The organism is Oceanobacillus sp. Castelsardo (genome assembly GCF_001659985.1).
GTDB lineage: Bacteria > Bacillota > Bacilli > Bacillales > Amphibacillaceae > Oceanobacillus.
The window spans coordinates 263376-281970 of the sequence record NZ_LYCS01000001.1 but is presented as its reverse complement, the minus strand read 5'-3'; the positions used below and the strand labels follow the sequence as shown (position 1 = coordinate 281970).

Genomic DNA, 18595 nt, shown 5'->3' with positions numbered 1-18595 from the left:
ATGATTGCATAGTAGTGCAAGGGGGGAATGGTAATGCTAGAGGTTTCGGAGAATATAAAGGGAAAACGCTATAAACAATTGGTAGACCTATTATCCAAACATTGCAATCGTTTTACTTTTGTCGAAAATAGACAAATGATGGAGATTGAAGAAGAACGTCTAGCTTATATTGATATATTGATAGCAGATATTGAAGAACATCTGATTGAAAGAAAAATTCAACGAGAATGGGAAACAACCAAACTCGCTGGAGGAACAGGATACGTTTATTATTTTCAACTCAATAATGCGTCAAGAGAATTTTTAAAAGAACGCAGCAATTCTCTTTTTGACTGGAATGGTCTGAAACTACCAGAAGACCTAATGTTTTATCAAAACGTGCAATGTATATTGGCTGGGTGTTCACACGAAAAGTATTTTATGGTTGATGAAGCTATATGGAACAACTTCTTATTAAAGTAGAAAAGGGCTTTACTTTAGGTCGGCTACAAGAAGGGTATTTGTTGTCGATTAAGAAAGTACCAACTTTTATTTAAAATGGAGGTCAATATCTTTGAACTGTTGTTGTAATAACGGAGAAACAAATGATTTAAAAATTGAAGGAGATGTTGGAGCTGATCCAATTTGGTGTAATAGGTGTGGACGTAATCTTGATATAGAAGATGTTCCGATTTCAGCTAGTTTACAAGAGGAATTGTCATCTTGGGCAGTAAGGTATGGGGAATGGATTGATTGGGAACTAGATAAATTGCTTCCTAACGGGACCCAACTGGAAGATAAATTTAATCGAATCGGGCTCGTTTTAACAGAAAAAGTAAAACAGGAAATTGGCGGAAACTATAAAATAAAATTCATACCATCTACCAGTGCGAGATTCTATGCAAAAAGTCAAAATGGTTTTTTATAACTTACGAATGGGAGCAAAGTGCATGAATATGCGAATGTATTTTGATTCTGAAAACTATACAGGAAATCATTTACATGTTGGAAATTGGAAAGATAAATCCACCCCGATAGTTGAGGGAATAGCATGGGTAAGAGAGGACGGATTAATGGATTTGTTTTTTAACGATTTTAAAACAGATCGTGAAAGAGAAGAGTTGTTTATTAATAAGGGATATTATTACGAAAAGTTTTTGGGAGGATACATTGGTATCGTGAAAACGGATGAAGAAGCATATGCCATGTTCGAACAATGGGTTGATGAAGTATTATATCAATATAGAAATCGAAATAAGGATAAAACTTCGTGTGAGGGAACAGAATGAAACGAATCAAGCTGTTGAATTGGTCATTAGAAGTTGATTTAGGTAAAACAAAAGAATTTTATGAAAAAGATATTGAACTCTGTAATTGTTTGTACTGTAAAAATTATATGGAAGCGGTTAAGCATATAGATCCATCCATAATAGAGGTATTTACCACGTTAGGAATCAATCCTTCCAAGCCAAGCCATTTATCTGAGTTTGGTGAAATAGAAGATGGATTACGTTTATATATTGGGGGTTACCATATAGTCGGTAGATTAGTAGAAGGAGCATATTGTACAGATTCTAATTGGAATGATACGAACACCGCTAGAATAAATAATTTTACGTTTGGATTCAAGAAAGAGGTATCGTTTATTCAAGACGAGTTGCCACGTCCCGTCTTGCAGTTGGATTTTGAAGCCCGAATCCCTTGGGTATTGAATGAACAAACAGAGGATTAATACTTCTTGTTAAATGTACTAAACAGATTGCAATGGAATGGAGACAAAAAACAAGTAGGAAAGAAGGGATTTTTATGAAAAAGAGTTTTTGGCAAGAAGATGATGAATATAAAGTAGAGCCAATTACCAATGAAATTGTGGCGGAAGCAGAAAAAGAATTAAGTGTAAAATTACCTGAAAGTTACATAAGTCTTTTGAAAGAGCAAAATGGTGGGTACATCAGCTATGATTCGTATCCCACAAATTTTCCAACATCGTGGGCAGATGATCATATTAATGTAGATTATATTAGAGGGATAGGTGGAGAAGAGAGTATTCTGGAAAGTGAATATTTAATTAAAGAGTGGGGACTTCCAAAGAAGGTTGTTCTTATTTCAGGAGACGGTCATACATGGATTGCTTTTGATTATAGAAATACAGATGAAAATCCACCTATTATCCTCATTGATCATGATGGGGAAGAAATAACTGAATTAGCTCCAGACTTCGAGTCATTCCTAAATGGATTAACTAAGCTGGAAGATTGATTATTCTTTCTATTTAACTGGAGAGGTGTATATATTTTTGAATACGTTAAAGCTGCAATTTGAATTAGATACAAAGAGCTTTATTGAGCCAAAACTTATTAAAAAGAGAAGCGGTAAGCTATTAGTTGATATACAAGGTAGATTAGAAGTATTTGTGAATGATCATCGTTTCTTCTTAGAACCTTCACTAGCCCTGCTTGAGTTTGGAATAGCATTAAAGAACTGGAGGCGGGAAGAGAACTTTTATTACTATACTATTGAACACGATGAAAGAGAAGGTCCTATTTTAGTGTTTAATAAAATAGAGGAAAACTACTGGACAATATTTTCAATTTGGCAATTGTATGAATCTAAGGAGTTGTTAGCTTTGGATAGGATTATTGAGGCAGTAGATTTATTCCTGATTGAATTAGATAGTGAATTACTAAAGAATTATGGATTTAATATAGATGATTTCATTAAAAGCAAGTGGATATTTTAATGTTAATGATGAGACAGGAGGTCTGAAATATGAAATATAGTTGTCCCGTTTGCGGTTATAAAGGACTGGACGAACCAGCATATGGTAATGGTGAAAAATTAGAGTTCGGCTCTTTTGAAATATGTGTATGTTGCGATTTCAATTTGCCGTAGATGATGATATTGAATTGGAAAATGGAGAATTTTTAACAGTAAAAGTTGCACATAATATTTTATCGGAATATTTGGTTGAGTTTTGATGCACCTGTTTTTATGACTGAACATTATCCTCTTGAATATCAAGAAAATGGGAAAGTAAAGCGAGAGCAATTAGAAAGACAACTTAAAAAATATGGGTATCAGTTTAAATGAGTAATTATGAAATGAGCTTAAAACGAAAAATCCGATTAACTTAAAGTCTTAGAATAGGCATTTACAACATATTATACGGGGATAGAGGGGATTCTGATAGAACTATTGGAATTATATTATAAAAGATACATAGGAACTGTACAGCCTTCAGATTACATAGATTGGGCAAAGTATAATTTGCATATGGATGTACTTGATATCAAAAAAATAGCCAGTATGGATAGGAAAGAGAAATTAAATATATTTGAAATGGAAAAGATGTTTGACGATGCGATGAAAAGCATTCAATGGAAAGCACCTTCGAAAGAACAATGCGTGGAATATCATGTAAAACACCTTCATTCTCAACTGTTATTACCAGTAGAAAATGCCATGTTGCTAGTAAAAGAAATTTATGATTGTACAATCAAACATGACCTACTTGAGGAGCAGATGAATTGGCAGGAAATTAGTGATACGATTGATGATTTTCAGTATGGAGATAATCAGCAAGGCTATAAGGAAGAAAAAATCAATGAAATGATAATCACACATGCACTTAGGTTATGGCATACAAAAATAAGTAAAATTGACTTTAGGAAATTTATTGGACAAAAGATTACTGCTGTTGATTCAGAGGTTCATTTTATTATTCAATTGGAAAAAGGTGCGATCATCATTGAATGCCCTTGGCGAATTCGTGATACAGGTGGCATATTATTGGGAGAAACAGATATTCAATCTAATCAAAGTGAATGGAAATCAATCAAAGAGCTATTGATTGGTAAAAAAATTGAAGATATTCAGTTATTGGAACAGTGTCCACTTCTTATCGTACAATGTGACAATATCTTTTTAAGATGTGTTTCATGCCAGTTCTTTTTTCGATGGTTGGACTTTAACAGACGAAGAAGACTTTTATATGTTTTCCATGCACGGTGGAAGCATTGCATAAGTTAATACTTATGATTGTATTGATTAAAAAGGTAGTTAAGATAAAGAGAGGAGGGGTACCGTGATAAGAAGTAAAGTAGCACTCATTATTTCAGCGATTATTTTATGTATATGTATGTCTTTATATTTCCCATTGCCTAATAATGTTATGATAGAAGCACAATCTACGTTCATGTCGTTTCCGATTAGCAATCATAATGGATATGTTTTTCTTGGGATTCTTGGGGCAATTATGTTTATTATCGCCATGATATTACTTGTCATTGGCATGAAGAAATACCACCTTCGAACGTTAATTGTTGTTGTAATTGTATATTCATTATTACCAAACTTTCTTATTACCATGTACCAAGAAACGTTAGCAAGTGGGATAACAGCTATCTCATATGGTAGTGATGGCAACTGCAATTTTGAATATGTGGGAGAAGACTTATTGGATGGGGAATGCACTCTTGTTCTACATAATAGAAGCAATGAAGACGTGTCATTTGAATTAGAGTTTATAGATTCCTTTTACACGGGGGTTGGCGTGCGGATGGAGTCACTGATGAACCTTGCAGGTCCTTATATTGTGACGATAGAGGCAAATCAGAAAAAGCCTATTCATATAAAGGAATTACTCGAATTATCAGATGTTCCAAATCATATAGAAGGAGGAACTTCGTTTGATATCCATTTTAAGTTAAATGACGGGGAGGAAAAACGTATTTTATAGAGAAGGTTATCCTTTTTAATATTATTTTCAGCATAAAGCTATTGAAAACAGAGAGGAAACAGACTTATGCCAGAACATAAAAATGATTCATTTCGTGATATGAATAGAAAGGAAAAGATCTCAGCAGTTGCAGGAATAACACTTCTCATTATCTTGGTGATTGGGTTTATATTTGGACTTTATTTCTTCGGATTGGCAGGAGTTTTTAAAGTCCTTGGAGTTCAATATGAATCTATCTGGTCATTGGTTATTTTTGTTATCAGTTTCTTTATTATAGGCATCATAGTCGAAGTGTTTTTTAAAGTAATTTTCAAATTGTCCGTCCGAAATATTACGGGAAAAACAAAAGTGCTTTTTATCCGAATTATTGTTGAAAGCACAACGAACTGGCTAGTTCTATTCACAGTGGATGAGTTAATGAATAGTATTACGCTTTCTCCTGAAACAGAGATTATTATTGCATTATTTCTTGCCGTGTTCGAAATTGTCTTCGATGATAAAAAAGATGAAGTTGACAATAAAAATTCAGCGGCTTAATAGAAGTTTCAGTATATTATAGCTGCTTTGCTTCAAAAAGGAAAACAATGTTTATATACCGTTACAAAAAAACCAAAGTAAGACAATAAAGAATATAGCAATCTGTTGAGGAGCATTCTAACTTGTATTATTTTAAGTTTCTTTTTTATGAATTTATATTATTTAGCTTAATTATAGTAGTGAATTATTTTTACGATATTAATTTTGGCCCACCATTTACAAAAGTTGATGTAATAGCAAGCATCATATGTCTACCTGTTCTTGGCTATTTATTCTTTTTTGTGATTAAGTTGTTTAAACGATTCGATAACATTTTATTAAAGGATAAGATAATACTTTCTATCCTTACTTTTACTATAACAGTATTAGTTAATGGAATTATATTCTCAAGTTTTGGTATAAAGTGATTTTCGAAGCCAAATGTTTAAATGTGTGGGCAATATATGATAATTAATTTTAAAAAATTCTAAAATAAAGTGAGATGGGGAACAAATTGCTAATAAAGTAACTGCTCATCACCTTGATAAACGACATAGATTAGGAGCAGAGTCTGAACACGAAGATGGAATATGGTTTGATTTTGAACATGCTAAAACAAGGGAAGATTTTAATCAGGTTACTTCTAATGTTTTAGAGTTATTACATACATCAGATCGTTCTTGGATTTCTGGACTGTTAAAGTAACGGATGGATTTAAAATAGGGATTGTACCCTGTCCAATTGAGCAACAGTCTTTACTACTTGCACAAGTGCAACTAAGTCATTCTCCTAAAGTCTAGGCAAATCCCAAGTTTTCTAAAAATCAGGGGTGATAGAAATAGAAAAATTAATTTTGCAAAAGTATATGGACTATTCCTCAGATTTGAATTCACAATTCACAATACCATAAATATAAGGGGATTAAGATGGACAAGAGAATAAAAGAATTAATTAATTTTACAAAAGAAAAATACTGCCTACACGAATATTATTTACATACATTTGACATTCACCGAAGTACAACAATTTTCAAAGATACCGTTTATAGCCTAAGCACGGAATGGTTTCCAAATCATATTAAAAATTGGGATGATGAAACCTATAATCCAGAAGGGACAGTATGTATTGAAATAGACATCCATTCAAGAAAGACAAAACATGTGATTTTTAGTGAAGGAATATCGTCTGTTGATGTTATGACGTTTGATTTGAATAACAGGGATGAAATCATCAAGTGGATTGAAAAGGAAACGGGTCTGATTTATGGAAGGCAGTTTGAGTTCTGGAAGGAAGAAGAAAGGGAGCTTCTTTTCAAGGAATGTATCAATGGGGTTGCAGTTTCTCCGTCAGGTTATATTGAATTTAAACTGGATAAAGAAGGGAAACTCACCTTATTTTCTGTATATGGACAGTTCCCCTCCGAAAAACTTATAAAACAAGAAAAATATTTATTATCCCTTGAACAAGCAGAAGAATTAGCTGAGGAACAATTGAAATTAATTGAGTTTCCAGTAATCGAACAAAAAAAGCTCGTTCCTGCATTTGCAATAGAGGAGATTTATGTTAAAAATGATGGTTCTTCTACTTTGCCCTATGAATTCTTTGTAGATGATAAGTTTCCTTTGCAAATGGACAAAGTGATAGAGTGGGATGATAATATTCAAAAACCTTTCCAAGGTAAAATACTATCACTCATTGAAAATGTCACACCCGATCAAGCATTTCAGTGTGAACCTCATCCAGACTTGCATCCAATCACAGATGAAGAAATTAAAAAGTGTGTCAGTAACATTCAAAAATTTTTAAGTCAAGAATACACGAATGCTTCAGGAAAATGGGCATTAAAGTCGCTATATCGAGATAAGGGATACATCCATGCAACATTAAAGAAAAAGGAACAGAAAGAGCGTGTATTTAAAAGAAAAATGAAGCTGTTCATTGACTCAGATACTTATGAAGTATTGAATTACATGGATAATAAGCCGTTTTTAGAAACGTATATGGAATTAAAAGAAGCAGAGGAAATAAAGATTGCAAAAGAAGTAGCATTTGAGAAATTAAATGACTTCATTGAGTTGAAACCATATTATGTATATGACTTTGAGCAAGGTTACTATGTATTATGTGGAAAGTTAGATTGTCAATATGCAGTAAAGGCGAATAACGGGGAAGTTGTTGAATTGAGTGAATTGTAGTAAAAGCAGATCTCTCAACAAGTAGCTTTTTTTACCGGATTAAAATAAACTAAATTATTTAACTTGGAGGCGAGAATATGAAAAGAAGTGCATTTGAACCACCAACGGATCACTAAGTTATATTTTTTTGACCAACTTGCAATAAGATGTTTAGTTGGAAAACCGGGATTATTATTCGAAAGATCTTTTCGTTGCTTAATTAAATAACATATTTGTTCATCTATTGATTCTATCTGTTCATCATTGATGGGGTATTTGAACTAGAGGGAGATCTGAAGGCAAGGCGATTTTATAGTCTGAGGTTAAACAGAAATAAAAGCGATTAGTTGCCTAATTAAAATAAATATCTCTAAACCAACTTTACCGATTTCCGTGTTGATACCAATAATCTCACGGGTTTTCTTCAATAGGAACCCGGGATTAGATAAATGTAGCCCTTCAATCCCTTATCAATATTGGATTTAGTCAGTGTCCAATCCCCGTCTTATCGCCATAAATTTAATTGTCCATATGTAGATCACGAATAAATCTTGACTGTCAAAATTGCTAATTCCAACATCACCTTGCTAGTCCGACCCTGTTTTTGTCAAAATAAACATTTGCAAATGCAGGGTCTTTTCAATGCAACTCCCTTGTCTAATAAGGGTTCAGTCTTCCTTTTTCATTCTTTTCTTTCTTCTGTTATGTTGTTTCCCTCACTTTTTGAGCTAGTAGATCCTCAGTTAGATAAACTCACATGTCTTAATTTATGGGTAATCAGGAAGAATAACCGAATGGGAATTCAATTAGAATTAACTCGAATTAATTACGAAAAACAATAGAAATTAAAAGTAGCTAAAAAAATGGTAAATTCAAAATTTGTAATGGGTTAAAAGGTATATGAGCTGCTTTCGAGGGGATGGACCTGGGCAACAGAGTATTGTTGGTGAGGTCTACTACTTTTTGAAAATAGAACTCTTCCTAAATTAATTATAGCATGAAAAACATAGTAAATGTAGACTACTTATTCCCGTTTACTACTGATAAAATCAATAAAGCATTAATAGTAAGGGGTGGGTCGAATGAGTTCATTGGTTACGGGTTTTGAGGAAATAGAAAAAACACAGTTTTTGCTTGTTGGCGGAAAAGGGATTAATTTGGGGGAATTATCAAACATTCAAGGTATACAAGTGCCAGAAGGATTTTGTATTACAACAGTAGGATATCGAAAGGCACTTGAACAAAACGAAACGTTTCAAGCATTGTTGGATCAACTAACAGTGCTAAAAATAGAGGACCGAGATCAAATTGGTGAAGTCTGCAAGAAGATTCGACAAATTATTATGGAAGTAGAAATTCCTTCTGATGTTGTGAATGCCGTTGCTGATTATCTCTCCAATTACGGCGAGAACCGAGCTTATGCAGTACGTTCTAGTGCAACAGCTGAGGATTTGCCGCATGCCTCTTTTGCTGGTCAACAAGACACCTATTTAAATATTATAGGCAATGAAGCAATTTTGCAGCATATCCGTAAATGTTGGGCTTCTCTATTTACGGATCGAGCGGTAATCTACCGCATGCAAAACGGATTTGACCAAAGACAAGTATATATATCGGTAATCGTTCAAAGGATGGTTTTTCCACAGGCTTCAGGAATTTTATTTACCGCTGATCCAATTACCTCTAACCGTAAGGTACTATCAATCGATGCCAGTTTTGGACTTGGAGAAGCAATGGTCTCCGGCTTGGTATCTGCTGATTGTTATAAAGTACAGGAAGATAAAATCGTTGATAAAATGATAGCAACAAAGAAATTGGCTATCTATGGACTAAAGGAAGGTGGAACAGAGACACTACAGATTGACCCGAATCGGCAAAAATCACAAACACTTACTGATCAACAGAATTTACAATTAGCACATATAGGAAGAAAAATCGAATCACATTTCGGTCAGCCGCAAGATATTGAATGGTGTTTGGTAGATGAAACATTTTATATTGTCCAGAGTCGTCCAATCACTATTCTTTTCCCCATCCCTAAAGCTAACGATCAAGAAAATCATGTTTACGTATCTGTTGGTCATCAACAAATGATGACTGATCCCATGAAACCATTAGGATTGTCTATTTTCTTGTTAACCACTCCTGCACCCATGTGTAAAGCTGGTGGAAGATTGTTTGTTGATGTAACGCATATGTTGGCTTCACCTGTTAGCAGAAATAATATAATAGAAGCCTTGGGACAATCCGATCCGCTTATAAAAGACGCACTTATGACCATAATGGAGCGAGGAGATTTTATCAAATCGTTACCAAATGATAAAAAAGAACAGAATCCAGTTAATAGTAATGAGGGCATGCCGTCTTCGGGTTTTCAAGTACAAATAGAAACCAATCTAAAAGCTGTTTCTGAATCGATTAAGAGTAGTCAAGCATCGATAGAAGAGTTAAAACAAAACATCAAAACGAAATCAGGATCAGATTTAATTGATTTTATTCAAGAAGATATCCCGAAATTAAAGAAGTTTTTATTTGACCCACGTATGGGTGTGATTATGGATGCTATGGATGCTTCAACATGGATAAATGAAAAAATGAGTGAGTGGTTAGGTGAAAAAAACGTAGCAGATACACTTTCTCAATCTGTACCAAACAATATCACTTCAGAAATGGGTCTTGAGCTTTTGGATGTCGCGGATGAGATTCGTCCTTATCCGGAAGTCATTGATTATTTACAACATGTAAAAGATGATAACTTTTTGGTCGACCTCGAAAAGTTTGATGGTGGACAAAAAGTTCGAGATGTAATATTAACGTATCTTAACAAATACGGCATGCGATGTGTTGGAGAAATAGATATTACTAAAACTCGTTGGAGCGAAAAACCAATTACACTTGTCCCAATGATTCTTAATCATATCAAAAATTTTGAGCCTAATGCTAGCAAACAGAAATTTGAGCAAGGGCTACGTGTTGCCTTGAAAAAAGAACAAGAGTTATTGGAACGATTGAAGCAATTACCAGATGGTGAACAAAAAGCCAAAGAAACAAAACAAAGGATCGACCTAATCCGAAATTTCACCGGGTTTAGGGAATATCCAAAGTACGGCATGATTAATCGTTACTTTGTCTATAAGAAGGCTTTACTGAAAGAATCCGAAAAACTCGTTCAAGCAGGAGTTATTCATGAAAAAGAAGATATATACTATCTCACTTTAGAAGAACTTGGCGAAGTCGTACGCACAAATAAACTGGATTACCAAATCGTCAGCAAACGAAAAGGCGAGTACAAATTATATGAAAAACTAACTCCCCCACGTGTGATCACGTCTGATGGTGAAATCATTATGGGTGAGTACAAACGAGAAAATATCCCAGCCAAAGCTATTATAGGTCTACCTGTTTCTTCTGGGGTTATAGAAGGACGAGCTCGTGTCATTTTAAACATGGAAGATGCGGATTTAGAGGCTGGAGATATATTGGTGACCGCCTTTACAGACCCTAGCTGGACACCTCTGTTTGTATCCATAAAAGGCCTAGTAACTGAGGTTGGTGGACTGATGACCCATGGAGCAGTTATCGCTCGTGAATATGGCTTACCAGTAGTTGTTGGAGTGGAAAATGCTACTAAACTGATTAAAGATGGTCAACGAATTCGGGTGCATGGAACAGAAGGATATATCGAAATATTGTAATTGCTGAACGTCCAGATTTAATCTTGTAGAGACGGGATTTATTTGCTTTATGATTATATTGAGGGGGAAACCATTGGGGATTGAGATTTTACAGGGTATCAGGTTATGAAAATAAATACGGTTAAACAGAATAATAATGAAATTACTGATCTGATGAAGTGGATAACTATTATTTACCCTTGACTATGATTAAAATACACTATATAATAAACACTGAATTTTAAACGGTAGGAGGATTATTAAAAAATGACACATTCGATGAGACTACGTTTCCCAACTTTGAACCAGTAATTGAATACGTTCAAAGGCTCTGTTTTGTGTATACAGAGTAAATGGGATTAGTCTGTCCTTTTTTAATAATTTTCATTTCATATTTGAAAATCATTTGTCCATACTTTTGGGGTTTGTCCACCTCCTATATTCAACTTTGGAGCGGGATCCTTACTGCTTGCTTTGGCGTGATGAAAATAGTAATGTAAAGAAAGGTGGCTTCTACCTTTCTTTATTTTTGTCTAAATCACCTTTCTTTGCTACGCCAAAGGTAGGGTTATTTACTGCTAGCTCGCAAGCCCCTTAAAAGAATAAGGATGGGTCTCTTTCCCTTTACTCCAAATCACAGGCAGATGCTTGTGATTTTTTATTTTATGGATGTAAAGAAAATGGGAAACGAAAATTTATTGCCATATATACAGGTCAGTTCTTTTCATTATTAAGTAGTGCTGCTGTTCAATTTAGTATCATTTGGTGGCTAACCGACACGACTGGTGGATCGCCACTTGTCCTGACGATGGCTGGTCTTGCTGGATTTTTACCACAAGCATTAGTTGGTCCAATTGCAGGCACAATCACGGATCGTTACTCTAGAAAATTGATGATGATTCTGGCAGACATGACTGTAGCTTTTGGGAGCCTACTCTTATTTATAACAATGTATTTTAATGAGCCAAGTATTGCCTTGGTGATCGTTATCTTAGTCATTCGCTCTCTAGCAACGGCTTTTCATATGCCAGCAATGCAAGCATCTATACCTTTACTTGCACCTGAAGAGCATCTTACAAAGGTAGCAGGGTGGGGGCAGACAATAAGTTCTTTTTCAAATATTGCAGGGCCAGCAGTTGGGATGTCGTTACTTGCAGTTAGCTCTCTTGAATGGGTATTGTTGTTAGATGTTTTTGGTGCTGTGATTGCAAGTAGTATTTTAATATTTATTCATATCCCAAGGGTGTCACGAACAGAAGACGTGGAATCTGCTAGCATGATTACTGAAATGAAAGAAGGCTACCATGCGATAGTGAAGCATCCAGTTGTTTTGAAGCTAACTATTACAATGACCATCGTCGCTATGCTTTATATTCCACTAGGTACTTACTTTCCACTTATGACACGAAATCATTTCGAAAAAGGTGTTGTAGAAGCTGGAATTGTGGAGGTTATTTTTGCTACTGGATTAATTGTTGGGGGTGCACTATTAGGTGTACTAGGTGATCGCTTCGATAAAATAAAAACGATGACTGCAGGAATACTGTTGATGGGCGTTGCATTATTCATTTCTGGTATAGTATCTCCCTCATTATTCATTGTTTTTCTAGTGATGGCTGGTTTGGTTGGTTTGTCTGGACCATTGTTTTCAGTACCATTCTATGCCTTTATTCAAACAGAAATACAACCTCATCTCTTGGGAAGAGTTTTTAGTTTTGTGACAAGTCTTTCGTTATTAGCGACGCCGATTGGTTATGCGGTAGCTGGAGTTTTGATTGAACTTACAAGTGTTGCCACATTATTTTCTATAACAGGTATTTTGATTATCATCAATGCAGTTATAACAAGTAAAGCGAAATAGGAGGAGACATTCATGCAATTTTTACTATTTTTTTGATGCGAGCTTGAACTTGAAATAGAAGCTCGTATCGGTCCTAGCTATCGGTACGAAATTATTAATTTTCGGGAGGTAGCAAACATGGAAAAAGTATGTTTTGAATTAGAAAATATAGAGTTGAAATATTTAGATAAAACGGTATTAGAAATAGAACGTTTAGCTGTACATCAGTTTGATCGTATCGGAATTGTTGGGAAAAATGGAGCAGGAAAGAGTGCATTATTAAAGTTACTTGCAAGGCTCATTCATCCGTCTAGTGGAATAGTCAACTGCCACGTAGATTTTTCTTATTTTGACCAATTAACAGCACCTAACAAATCAGAGATTGATTATGATTTAAAAGGGAAATTGGCGATTCCAGAAACAGAACTTGATAACTTTAGTGGCGGCGAACAAACTAGGCTGAAGCTCGCTCAATTTTTTTCAAATTATCATGAAGCCTTATTAATAGACGAGCCGACAACGCATCTTGACACAGATGGGATACAGTTTTTTATCGAGGAGTTGACTTACTATTATGGTGCACTTGTACTTGTGAGTCATGATAGGCATGTATTAGATAAACTGGTAACGAAAATTTGGGAAATAGAAGATGGGAGAGTAACGGAATATACAGGGAATTACACCGAATACATCCTGCGAAAAGAGCTTGAAAAAAAACAACTACTAGAACAGCACGAAAAGTATGTAAAAGAAAAAACACGTCTAATGAAAGCTGCTGAGGAAAAAATGCAAAAGGCGGAAAAAGTTACACATGGAGATAAAAGAGTAACTAAAGTTAAAGGAAATCGAATGTTTGAAACGAAATCAAAAGGTACGAGTCAAAAATCCATGCAACGTGCAGCAAAAGCGATTGAACAGAGAGTGGAACAACTTGAAGCGGTGGAAGCCCCTAAAAAGGAACAAATCATTCGTTTTCACCAGTCGAAAGCTCTTCAATTACACAATAGATTTCCGATTATGGGCGAACGATTAACGTTAAAAGCAGGGGACAAGACACTTCTAAGAGAAGCGAACTTTCAATTTCCTTTAGGAAAGACGATTGCTATAACTGGAAAAAATGGTTCAGGCAAAACAACGTTGCTTCATCATATTTTAAAACAGGATGAAGGGATAACGATTTCGCCAAAAGCTGTCATAGGAACTTATCAACAAATGGATTATCAATTTTCAAAGAAAGAAACGGTATTTGAATTTGTTAAAAATCGAAGCGACTTCGATGAAAGCAAAATCCGAGCTGTACTTCACTCCATGAATTTTACCGGAAATGATTTACAAAAGGATGTTCGTAATCTAAGTGGTGGAGAGGCAACTCGTTTAGTATTGTGTCAGCTATTTCTAGGAAGGTATAATGTATTGGTTTTAGATGAACCAACAAACTTTTTGGATGTTTATTGCATTGAGGCATTAGAACGATTTTTGAAAGGATATGAAGGTACTGTTCTTATAGTATCACATGATCGTATCTTTGTTGAGTCAGTGGCTGATTCTGTATATACTATAAAAGAGCAGAATTTAGTGTTAAAAAACTAGTATTAATGGAGAAAGTATAAAAAGAGAAGGCGAACATTATGATATACTGGATTGAGATTATTAAGAAGGGAATGTTGTTTTATGTTTAACAAGCTAAATGTTGAGATTGTAACAAACGGGGAGGTATATGCAAAGTAAATTCAGGCATTAAGCCTCCCAAAGGTTATAATCGAAACTTTAGGAGGAAATAAAATTGAATCATATTAATATGGAAAAGCTAGGACTTACTGAACGATTTATTCAGGAGTCTAAACAATATAAAGATTTTTTTATCGGCCGAGTTTCATCACAAACCAAAAACGTATACAAGGTGATAACGGAAAATGGTGAGATTTTAGCTGAGATTTCAGGGAAATTTTATTTTAATGTAAAAGTTCTATCTGAATTCCCAGCGGTTGGTGATTTTGTAATGATCGACCGGATGGACAATTCCCAAGGAAATGGGATTATTCATCATATATTAACACGGAAAAGTGTTTTTGCACGGAAAGTAGCAGGTACACAAGAAGATTTGCAAGTCGTCGCTACAAATATTGATACCGTGTTTATTTGTATGTCACTAAATAATGATTTTAATCTGCGAAGATTAGAACGTTATCTTTCTATCGCATGGGATAGTGGTGCTATTCCCGTTGTTGTCCTCACAAAATCAGATCTATGTACCGAATTAGAGAACAGACTTAACGAGGTATCTTCTATAGCAATTGGTGTTGAAGTATATGTTACAGGTGCTTCTGACGATGAATATCAATCTCTAAAAAAGTATCTTTCAGAAGGACAGACAGTTGCATTTATTGGCTCATCCGGTGTTGGAAAATCAACTCTAATTAATCGACTCCTTGGTCAAAATGTGTTAGATACGAGTGAAATTAGAAGTGATGATAAAGGAAGACATACCACGACAAGACGTGAATTAATTATGTTACCAGATTCTGGTGTTGTGATCGACACTCCAGGTATGCGTGAACTTGGAATAATAAGTGCCGATTTGTCAAAATCCTTTGCGGACATTGACGAAATTGCCATAGAGTGCAAATTTAATGACTGTACACATACAAACGAGCCTAAATGTGCAGTGTTAAAGGCTATTCAGGAGGGAATATTGTCCTTTGAAAGACTAGAAGGCTATCGAAAACTAAAAAAAGAAATAAAGTACGAAGGTTTAAATTCTAAAATGATAGAAAAAGAAAAGCTAAATGATATGTTTAGTGAGATAGGCGGCATGAAAAATGCTAGAAAGTTTTTAAAAGAACAAAAGAGAAAAAAACGTAGATAAAATGAAGGGCTGAATCTAAAACAAGATTCAGCCTTTTTTTGTTATTATACTTAACACCCTGCTTTTACCTAAAAAAAGAGATTCAAAAGTATAGGGCGACTTTTTATATAGAATTGTTGAATGATATATAAATAGTTCCAAATTCAATTCTAATAAGTAAGTGAATTTGGGTCCATACAAGCTGGAGGACAACTTATTCGTTCGGATTCTGATACTGGCGTGATAGTATTGGTTGATGATTGATTTTTGCAGAGGAAGTATCAGAAGTTGTTGCCTTATGAGTGGTTGTATTATAGGGTTGAATCTCTTGTTACCAAAGTGATAGAGAGTCAAGGGGCTGGCGCCATAGCCGAGGCACAATAGCAACAGTGAGGACAGGTATCTCATCTCGGTTGAATGAGGGGAGGTACCTGTCCAAATGTTCCTGTTCACATTTCTATCGTACTGTTTTTCTTTCTTGATTGATTCTTATCCGGGACTTCCAGTTGTTGTCGTTGATAATCATACACAATCATTCCGCCACCAAGGCCTTCATTAATCATTCGGTCGACCTCAAGCATATAGTCCATGTCTTTTTCATTTTTACTATTCATCTCTACCATCTCCTTTGATTTCAATATATGAAACTTTCTCATTTTCGTCCCAGATGTCATACCAAAGGATGAGTAGATCCCTTTTAGAATATTTGTTGCATCAATCGTATTAATGAACTTGAGAAGTATATCCAAATATAAAAAAAGCAGCATTCCAACGGTTTCCAACCGCTAGAACGCTGCTATGAAGAACTTTAATATTTATATTCTACTGGTTCATCTTTTCGGTATTCTTCATCCATGATGAGAACCGATTTAATGGTAACCCCACTATTTGAATCTGCGACAGCCTTATTGATATCTTCAAATCTATAATACTTGATCAATTGATCGAATGGAAATCTTCCCTCATTATGATATTCGACTAGCTTGGGAACAGCTAGCTGTGGAACGATATTTCCGAGATTTACCCCAATTAGTTTTCGGGTGCCGAGTACTAATTCCTCAAGTGGGTTAAACTCAATTGTATTTTTGGTTACGGCAAGTGGAACAGCCACTCCATTCTTTGCTAAAACTTGAATAGAAGATAGCATGACTTGTGAAACTCCTGTTGTATTAATGGAATAATTTACACCATTATTGTTCGTAATTTCAGCAATGCGTTCTGCTAAATTTTCTGTTTTACCGTTTATGGTGTGGGTGGCACCCAATTCCTTAGCTAACCCCACACGGGAATCTACAATATCAACTGCAATAATGTTGGAGCAACAGTAGTTATAAATGATTCTATTCTAGTAGTGAGACAAGTATTCCTATGAAACTTAATTACACCAAGAAAATGATCCATCATAATGGCCTCGTACTTGCAATACGGGAGAAAGCTCAGAGAATACAACAGTAGAGACCGTAGTAGAAAATGTAGAAGCAATTGAAGAAACTGAAGAAAGAAGTATTGTAGCCGATGAAATTACAACAACCTTCTATCCAGAAGTAACTAGATTAAGACATCTTACCGAAGAAGACCTTGAGTGGTACGATATCATTATGACAAGATTAAATGCTATAGATGATTTCTCAGGTGATCGGGAGACTGTATACGAGATAGCTGAAGAATACGGAGAAGATCCTGAAGAGCTGTGGTTTAATTGGTTAGAGATTGTTGACGCAAAATGGTACGGTGATAATGGTAATTATGCTATTTTGCCAGAGGCTCATCATAAATTAACTAGTGAAATTCTTGAAAAAAACATTGTAGGAGAAAATATAGAACATATTAGCGGTGGATCTGAATTTGACGAAGAAAAATTAACCACATCTGAACATCACGAGGTATATGTAGATGGAGAAACTCATAAAATTACTTACATAATTGAACACAGAGATGATATTGCTGAAATAATTGAGTTCAGAGTTAACGGGGAAAAGATAGATTTATAGATGTATTATGTTTAGTTACATTCCTTATAACTATTTTGATGCTGTTAAAATCCTCGTCTAGACAGTGCGGAGAACCGTATCATAAAATAGTAGAACCAAATAGAGGAATGTTTGATTTAAGGGTCACTGACCCCAGTTTCAGATTTATTATTAGCAATCGATAAAAATAGGTCGATTTTCAAACTATATAAATCTATCTTTTGTCTTTTGTTTTACATAGGAATTATTGGTATAATAATAGTTGGTAACGATATATTGTTTCGGGGTGGGAGATTGCTCACCTTTTTTCTCTAATTTGGGGAAGGAAGGGGGTGATTGCTATAGATTTTCTTATGGATGTCATACTGGCTTTGGTAAAAGCGATTGTGAACCAAACGGTTTCTTTGATATTCTCAAAGAAACGCAGTGAAAATTCCAAAAAGAAAACCACCCGTATTCGCTCTGACAAAAGCAGGGGTGGTTCTTCTTATCGAAAAGATTAAGTTTCGAGCAACCTCTCGCTTCGAGCGAAGAAGTTACCATAAGGCGATGTGTATCCAGCACATCGTCTTTTTATTCTAGTCTTAGTATACCACAATTATGTATGATTTAAAACAATTCCCTTGAGCAAAACGTATCTTTAGTTTAATAAAGAGTATTAAAAGTGGTTCAATAGAAGTTCTTCTCAATTCAGATTGGAGCGAACCTTAAATAGATAAAAACCTTAAAACGGAACCCTTTAATTATGTAGGTGCTTTATTCTTAGTATTTTGACACCAAAGTTTGTGGTATTACTTTTTCTGGCTCATTTTGATTCAACCTACTTTTTTAAAATTCATCAAAGTCTCCCATTTCCCCC

The 18595-nt window shown here is 34.9% G+C and carries 21 protein-coding genes; 19 read left to right on the top strand and 2 right to left on the bottom strand.

Annotated features, from left to right (window positions below):
- Positions 1–33: 33 nt before the first annotated feature.
- The 17 genes from A9178_RS01435 to rsgA all read left to right on the top strand — a co-directional run bounded on the left by A9178_RS01435 (position 34) and on the right by rsgA (position 15787).
- Positions 34–462 carry a stage III sporulation protein AH gene (locus tag A9178_RS01435; protein ID WP_231889774.1) on the top strand — a complete coding sequence of 143 codons (429 nt, stop codon included), beginning with the start codon at positions 34–36 and terminating at the stop codon, positions 460–462.
- Positions 463–553: 91 nt separating this feature from the next.
- The gene (locus tag A9178_RS01430) at positions 554–907 is read left to right on the top strand and encodes a hypothetical protein (protein WP_068672134.1); all 354 of its coding nucleotides are present in this window, start codon (positions 554–556) and stop codon (positions 905–907) included.
- Between the two features lie 22 nt (positions 908–929).
- A complete protein-coding gene (locus tag A9178_RS01425) occupies positions 930–1268 on the top strand; it encodes a hypothetical protein (RefSeq protein ID WP_068672133.1) in 339 nt (112 codons plus the stop codon).
- On the top strand, positions 1265–1711 hold the full coding sequence (locus A9178_RS01420; RefSeq protein WP_068672132.1) for a hypothetical protein: 447 nt from the start codon (positions 1265–1267) through the stop codon (positions 1709–1711). The genes A9178_RS01425 and A9178_RS01420 overlap by 4 nt, the downstream gene beginning before the upstream one ends.
- A 74-nt stretch (positions 1712–1785) precedes the next feature.
- Positions 1786–2238: an SMI1/KNR4 family protein gene (locus A9178_RS01415; protein WP_068672131.1), complete on the top strand. Its 453-nt coding sequence runs from the start codon at positions 1786–1788 to the stop codon at positions 2236–2238.
- 37 nt (positions 2239–2275) lie between these two features.
- On the top strand, positions 2276–2719 hold the full coding sequence (locus tag A9178_RS01410; RefSeq protein ID WP_068672130.1) for a DUF7878 domain-containing protein: 444 nt from the start codon (positions 2276–2278) through the stop codon (positions 2717–2719).
- Positions 2720–2748: 29 nt separating this feature from the next.
- Positions 2749–2871 (top strand): hypothetical protein, encoded by a 123-nt coding sequence (locus A9178_RS19465; protein WP_255376701.1) that lies wholly within the window; start codon positions 2749–2751, stop codon positions 2869–2871.
- Positions 2872–2946: 75 nt separating this feature from the next.
- Positions 2947–3069, top strand: a complete 123-nt coding sequence (locus A9178_RS19460; protein ID WP_255376700.1) for a hypothetical protein — start codon at positions 2947–2949, stop codon at positions 3067–3069.
- A 105-nt stretch (positions 3070–3174) separates the two neighbouring features.
- The gene (locus A9178_RS01405; RefSeq protein WP_231889773.1) at positions 3175–4008 is read left to right on the top strand and encodes a hypothetical protein; all 834 of its coding nucleotides are present in this window, start codon (positions 3175–3177) and stop codon (positions 4006–4008) included.
- Between the two features lie 55 nt (positions 4009–4063).
- Positions 4064–4717, top strand: a complete 654-nt coding sequence (locus tag A9178_RS01400; RefSeq protein WP_068672129.1) for a hypothetical protein — start codon at positions 4064–4066, stop codon at positions 4715–4717.
- 66 nt (positions 4718–4783) lie between these two features.
- Positions 4784–5254 (top strand): regulatory YrvL family protein, encoded by a 471-nt coding sequence (locus A9178_RS01395; protein WP_068672128.1) that lies wholly within the window; start codon positions 4784–4786, stop codon positions 5252–5254.
- 905 nt (positions 5255–6159) lie between these two features.
- The gene (locus A9178_RS01385; protein ID WP_068672126.1) at positions 6160–7428 is read left to right on the top strand and encodes a hypothetical protein; all 1269 of its coding nucleotides are present in this window, start codon (positions 6160–6162) and stop codon (positions 7426–7428) included.
- 1061 nt (positions 7429–8489) lie between these two features.
- Positions 8490–11102 carry a phosphoenolpyruvate synthase gene (ppsA, locus tag A9178_RS01380; RefSeq protein ID WP_068672125.1) on the top strand — a complete coding sequence of 871 codons (2613 nt, stop codon included), beginning with the start codon at positions 8490–8492 and terminating at the stop codon, positions 11100–11102.
- A gap of 246 nt (positions 11103–11348) precedes the next feature.
- Complete coding sequence (locus tag A9178_RS19615) at positions 11349–11393, top strand: erythromycin resistance leader peptide (RefSeq protein WP_105980607.1); 45 nt, start codon at positions 11349–11351, stop codon at positions 11391–11393.
- Positions 11394–11778: 385 nt separating this feature from the next.
- Positions 11779–12942, top strand: coding sequence for an MFS transporter (locus tag A9178_RS01375; protein WP_068672124.1), 1164 nt, complete (start codon positions 11779–11781; stop codon positions 12940–12942).
- A gap of 117 nt (positions 12943–13059) precedes the next feature.
- Positions 13060–14511 (top strand): Msr family ABC-F type ribosomal protection protein, encoded by a 1452-nt coding sequence (locus A9178_RS01370; RefSeq protein ID WP_068672123.1) that lies wholly within the window; start codon positions 13060–13062, stop codon positions 14509–14511.
- A 193-nt stretch (positions 14512–14704) separates the two neighbouring features.
- Positions 14705–15787, top strand: coding sequence for a ribosome small subunit-dependent GTPase A (gene rsgA, locus A9178_RS01365; RefSeq protein ID WP_068672122.1), 1083 nt, complete (start codon positions 14705–14707; stop codon positions 15785–15787).
- Between the two features lie 428 nt (positions 15788–16215).
- On the opposite strand, the gene A9178_RS18805 is transcribed toward rsgA, so the two are convergent.
- Positions 16216–16380, bottom strand: a complete 165-nt coding sequence (locus A9178_RS18805) for a hypothetical protein (RefSeq protein ID WP_156520670.1) — start codon at positions 16378–16380, stop codon at positions 16216–16218.
- Between the two features lie 194 nt (positions 16381–16574).
- Positions 16575–17075, bottom strand: a complete 501-nt coding sequence (locus A9178_RS01355) for a zinc-binding dehydrogenase (protein ID WP_255376706.1) — start codon at positions 17073–17075, stop codon at positions 16575–16577.
- Positions 17076–17364: 289 nt separating this feature from the next.
- Here A9178_RS01355 and A9178_RS01350 point away from each other — a divergent pair, with 289 nt between their 5' ends.
- Positions 17365–17757: a hypothetical protein gene (locus tag A9178_RS01350; protein WP_197482133.1), complete on the top strand. Its 393-nt coding sequence runs from the start codon at positions 17365–17367 to the stop codon at positions 17755–17757.
- A gap of 311 nt (positions 17758–18068) precedes the next feature.
- Positions 18069–18239 carry a hypothetical protein gene (locus tag A9178_RS18800; protein ID WP_156520669.1) on the top strand — a complete coding sequence of 57 codons (171 nt, stop codon included), beginning with the start codon at positions 18069–18071 and terminating at the stop codon, positions 18237–18239.
- Positions 18240–18595: the final 356 nt, after the last annotated feature.

Excerpts from the sequence above, each read along its gene's own strand:
- A9178_RS01435 (WP_231889774.1), top strand. The coding sequence starts at position 34 with ATGCTAGAGGTTTCGGAGAATATAAAGGGAAAACGCTATAAACAATTG.
- A9178_RS01425 (WP_068672133.1), top strand. The coding sequence starts at position 930 with ATGAATATGCGAATGTATTTTGATTCTGAAAACTATACAGGAAATCAT.
- A9178_RS01420 (WP_068672132.1), top strand. The coding sequence starts at position 1,265 with ATGAAACGAATCAAGCTGTTGAATTGGTCATTAGAAGTTGATTTAGGT.
- A9178_RS01415 (WP_068672131.1), top strand. The coding sequence starts at position 1,786 with ATGAAAAAGAGTTTTTGGCAAGAAGATGATGAATATAAAGTAGAGCCA.
- A9178_RS19465 (WP_255376701.1), top strand. The coding sequence starts at position 2,749 with ATGAAATATAGTTGTCCCGTTTGCGGTTATAAAGGACTGGACGAACCA.
- A9178_RS01395 (WP_068672128.1), top strand. The coding sequence starts at position 4,784 with ATGCCAGAACATAAAAATGATTCATTTCGTGATATGAATAGAAAGGAA.
- A9178_RS01385 (WP_068672126.1), top strand. The coding sequence starts at position 6,160 with ATGGACAAGAGAATAAAAGAATTAATTAATTTTACAAAAGAAAAATAC.
- ppsA (WP_068672125.1), top strand. The coding sequence starts at position 8,490 with ATGAGTTCATTGGTTACGGGTTTTGAGGAAATAGAAAAAACACAGTTT.
- A9178_RS01370 (WP_068672123.1), top strand. The coding sequence starts at position 13,060 with ATGGAAAAAGTATGTTTTGAATTAGAAAATATAGAGTTGAAATATTTA.
- A9178_RS18805 (WP_156520670.1), bottom strand. The coding sequence starts at position 16,380 with ATGAATAGTAAAAATGAAAAAGACATGGACTATATGCTTGAGGTCGAC.
- A9178_RS01350 (WP_197482133.1), top strand. The coding sequence starts at position 17,365 with ATGACAAGATTAAATGCTATAGATGATTTCTCAGGTGATCGGGAGACT.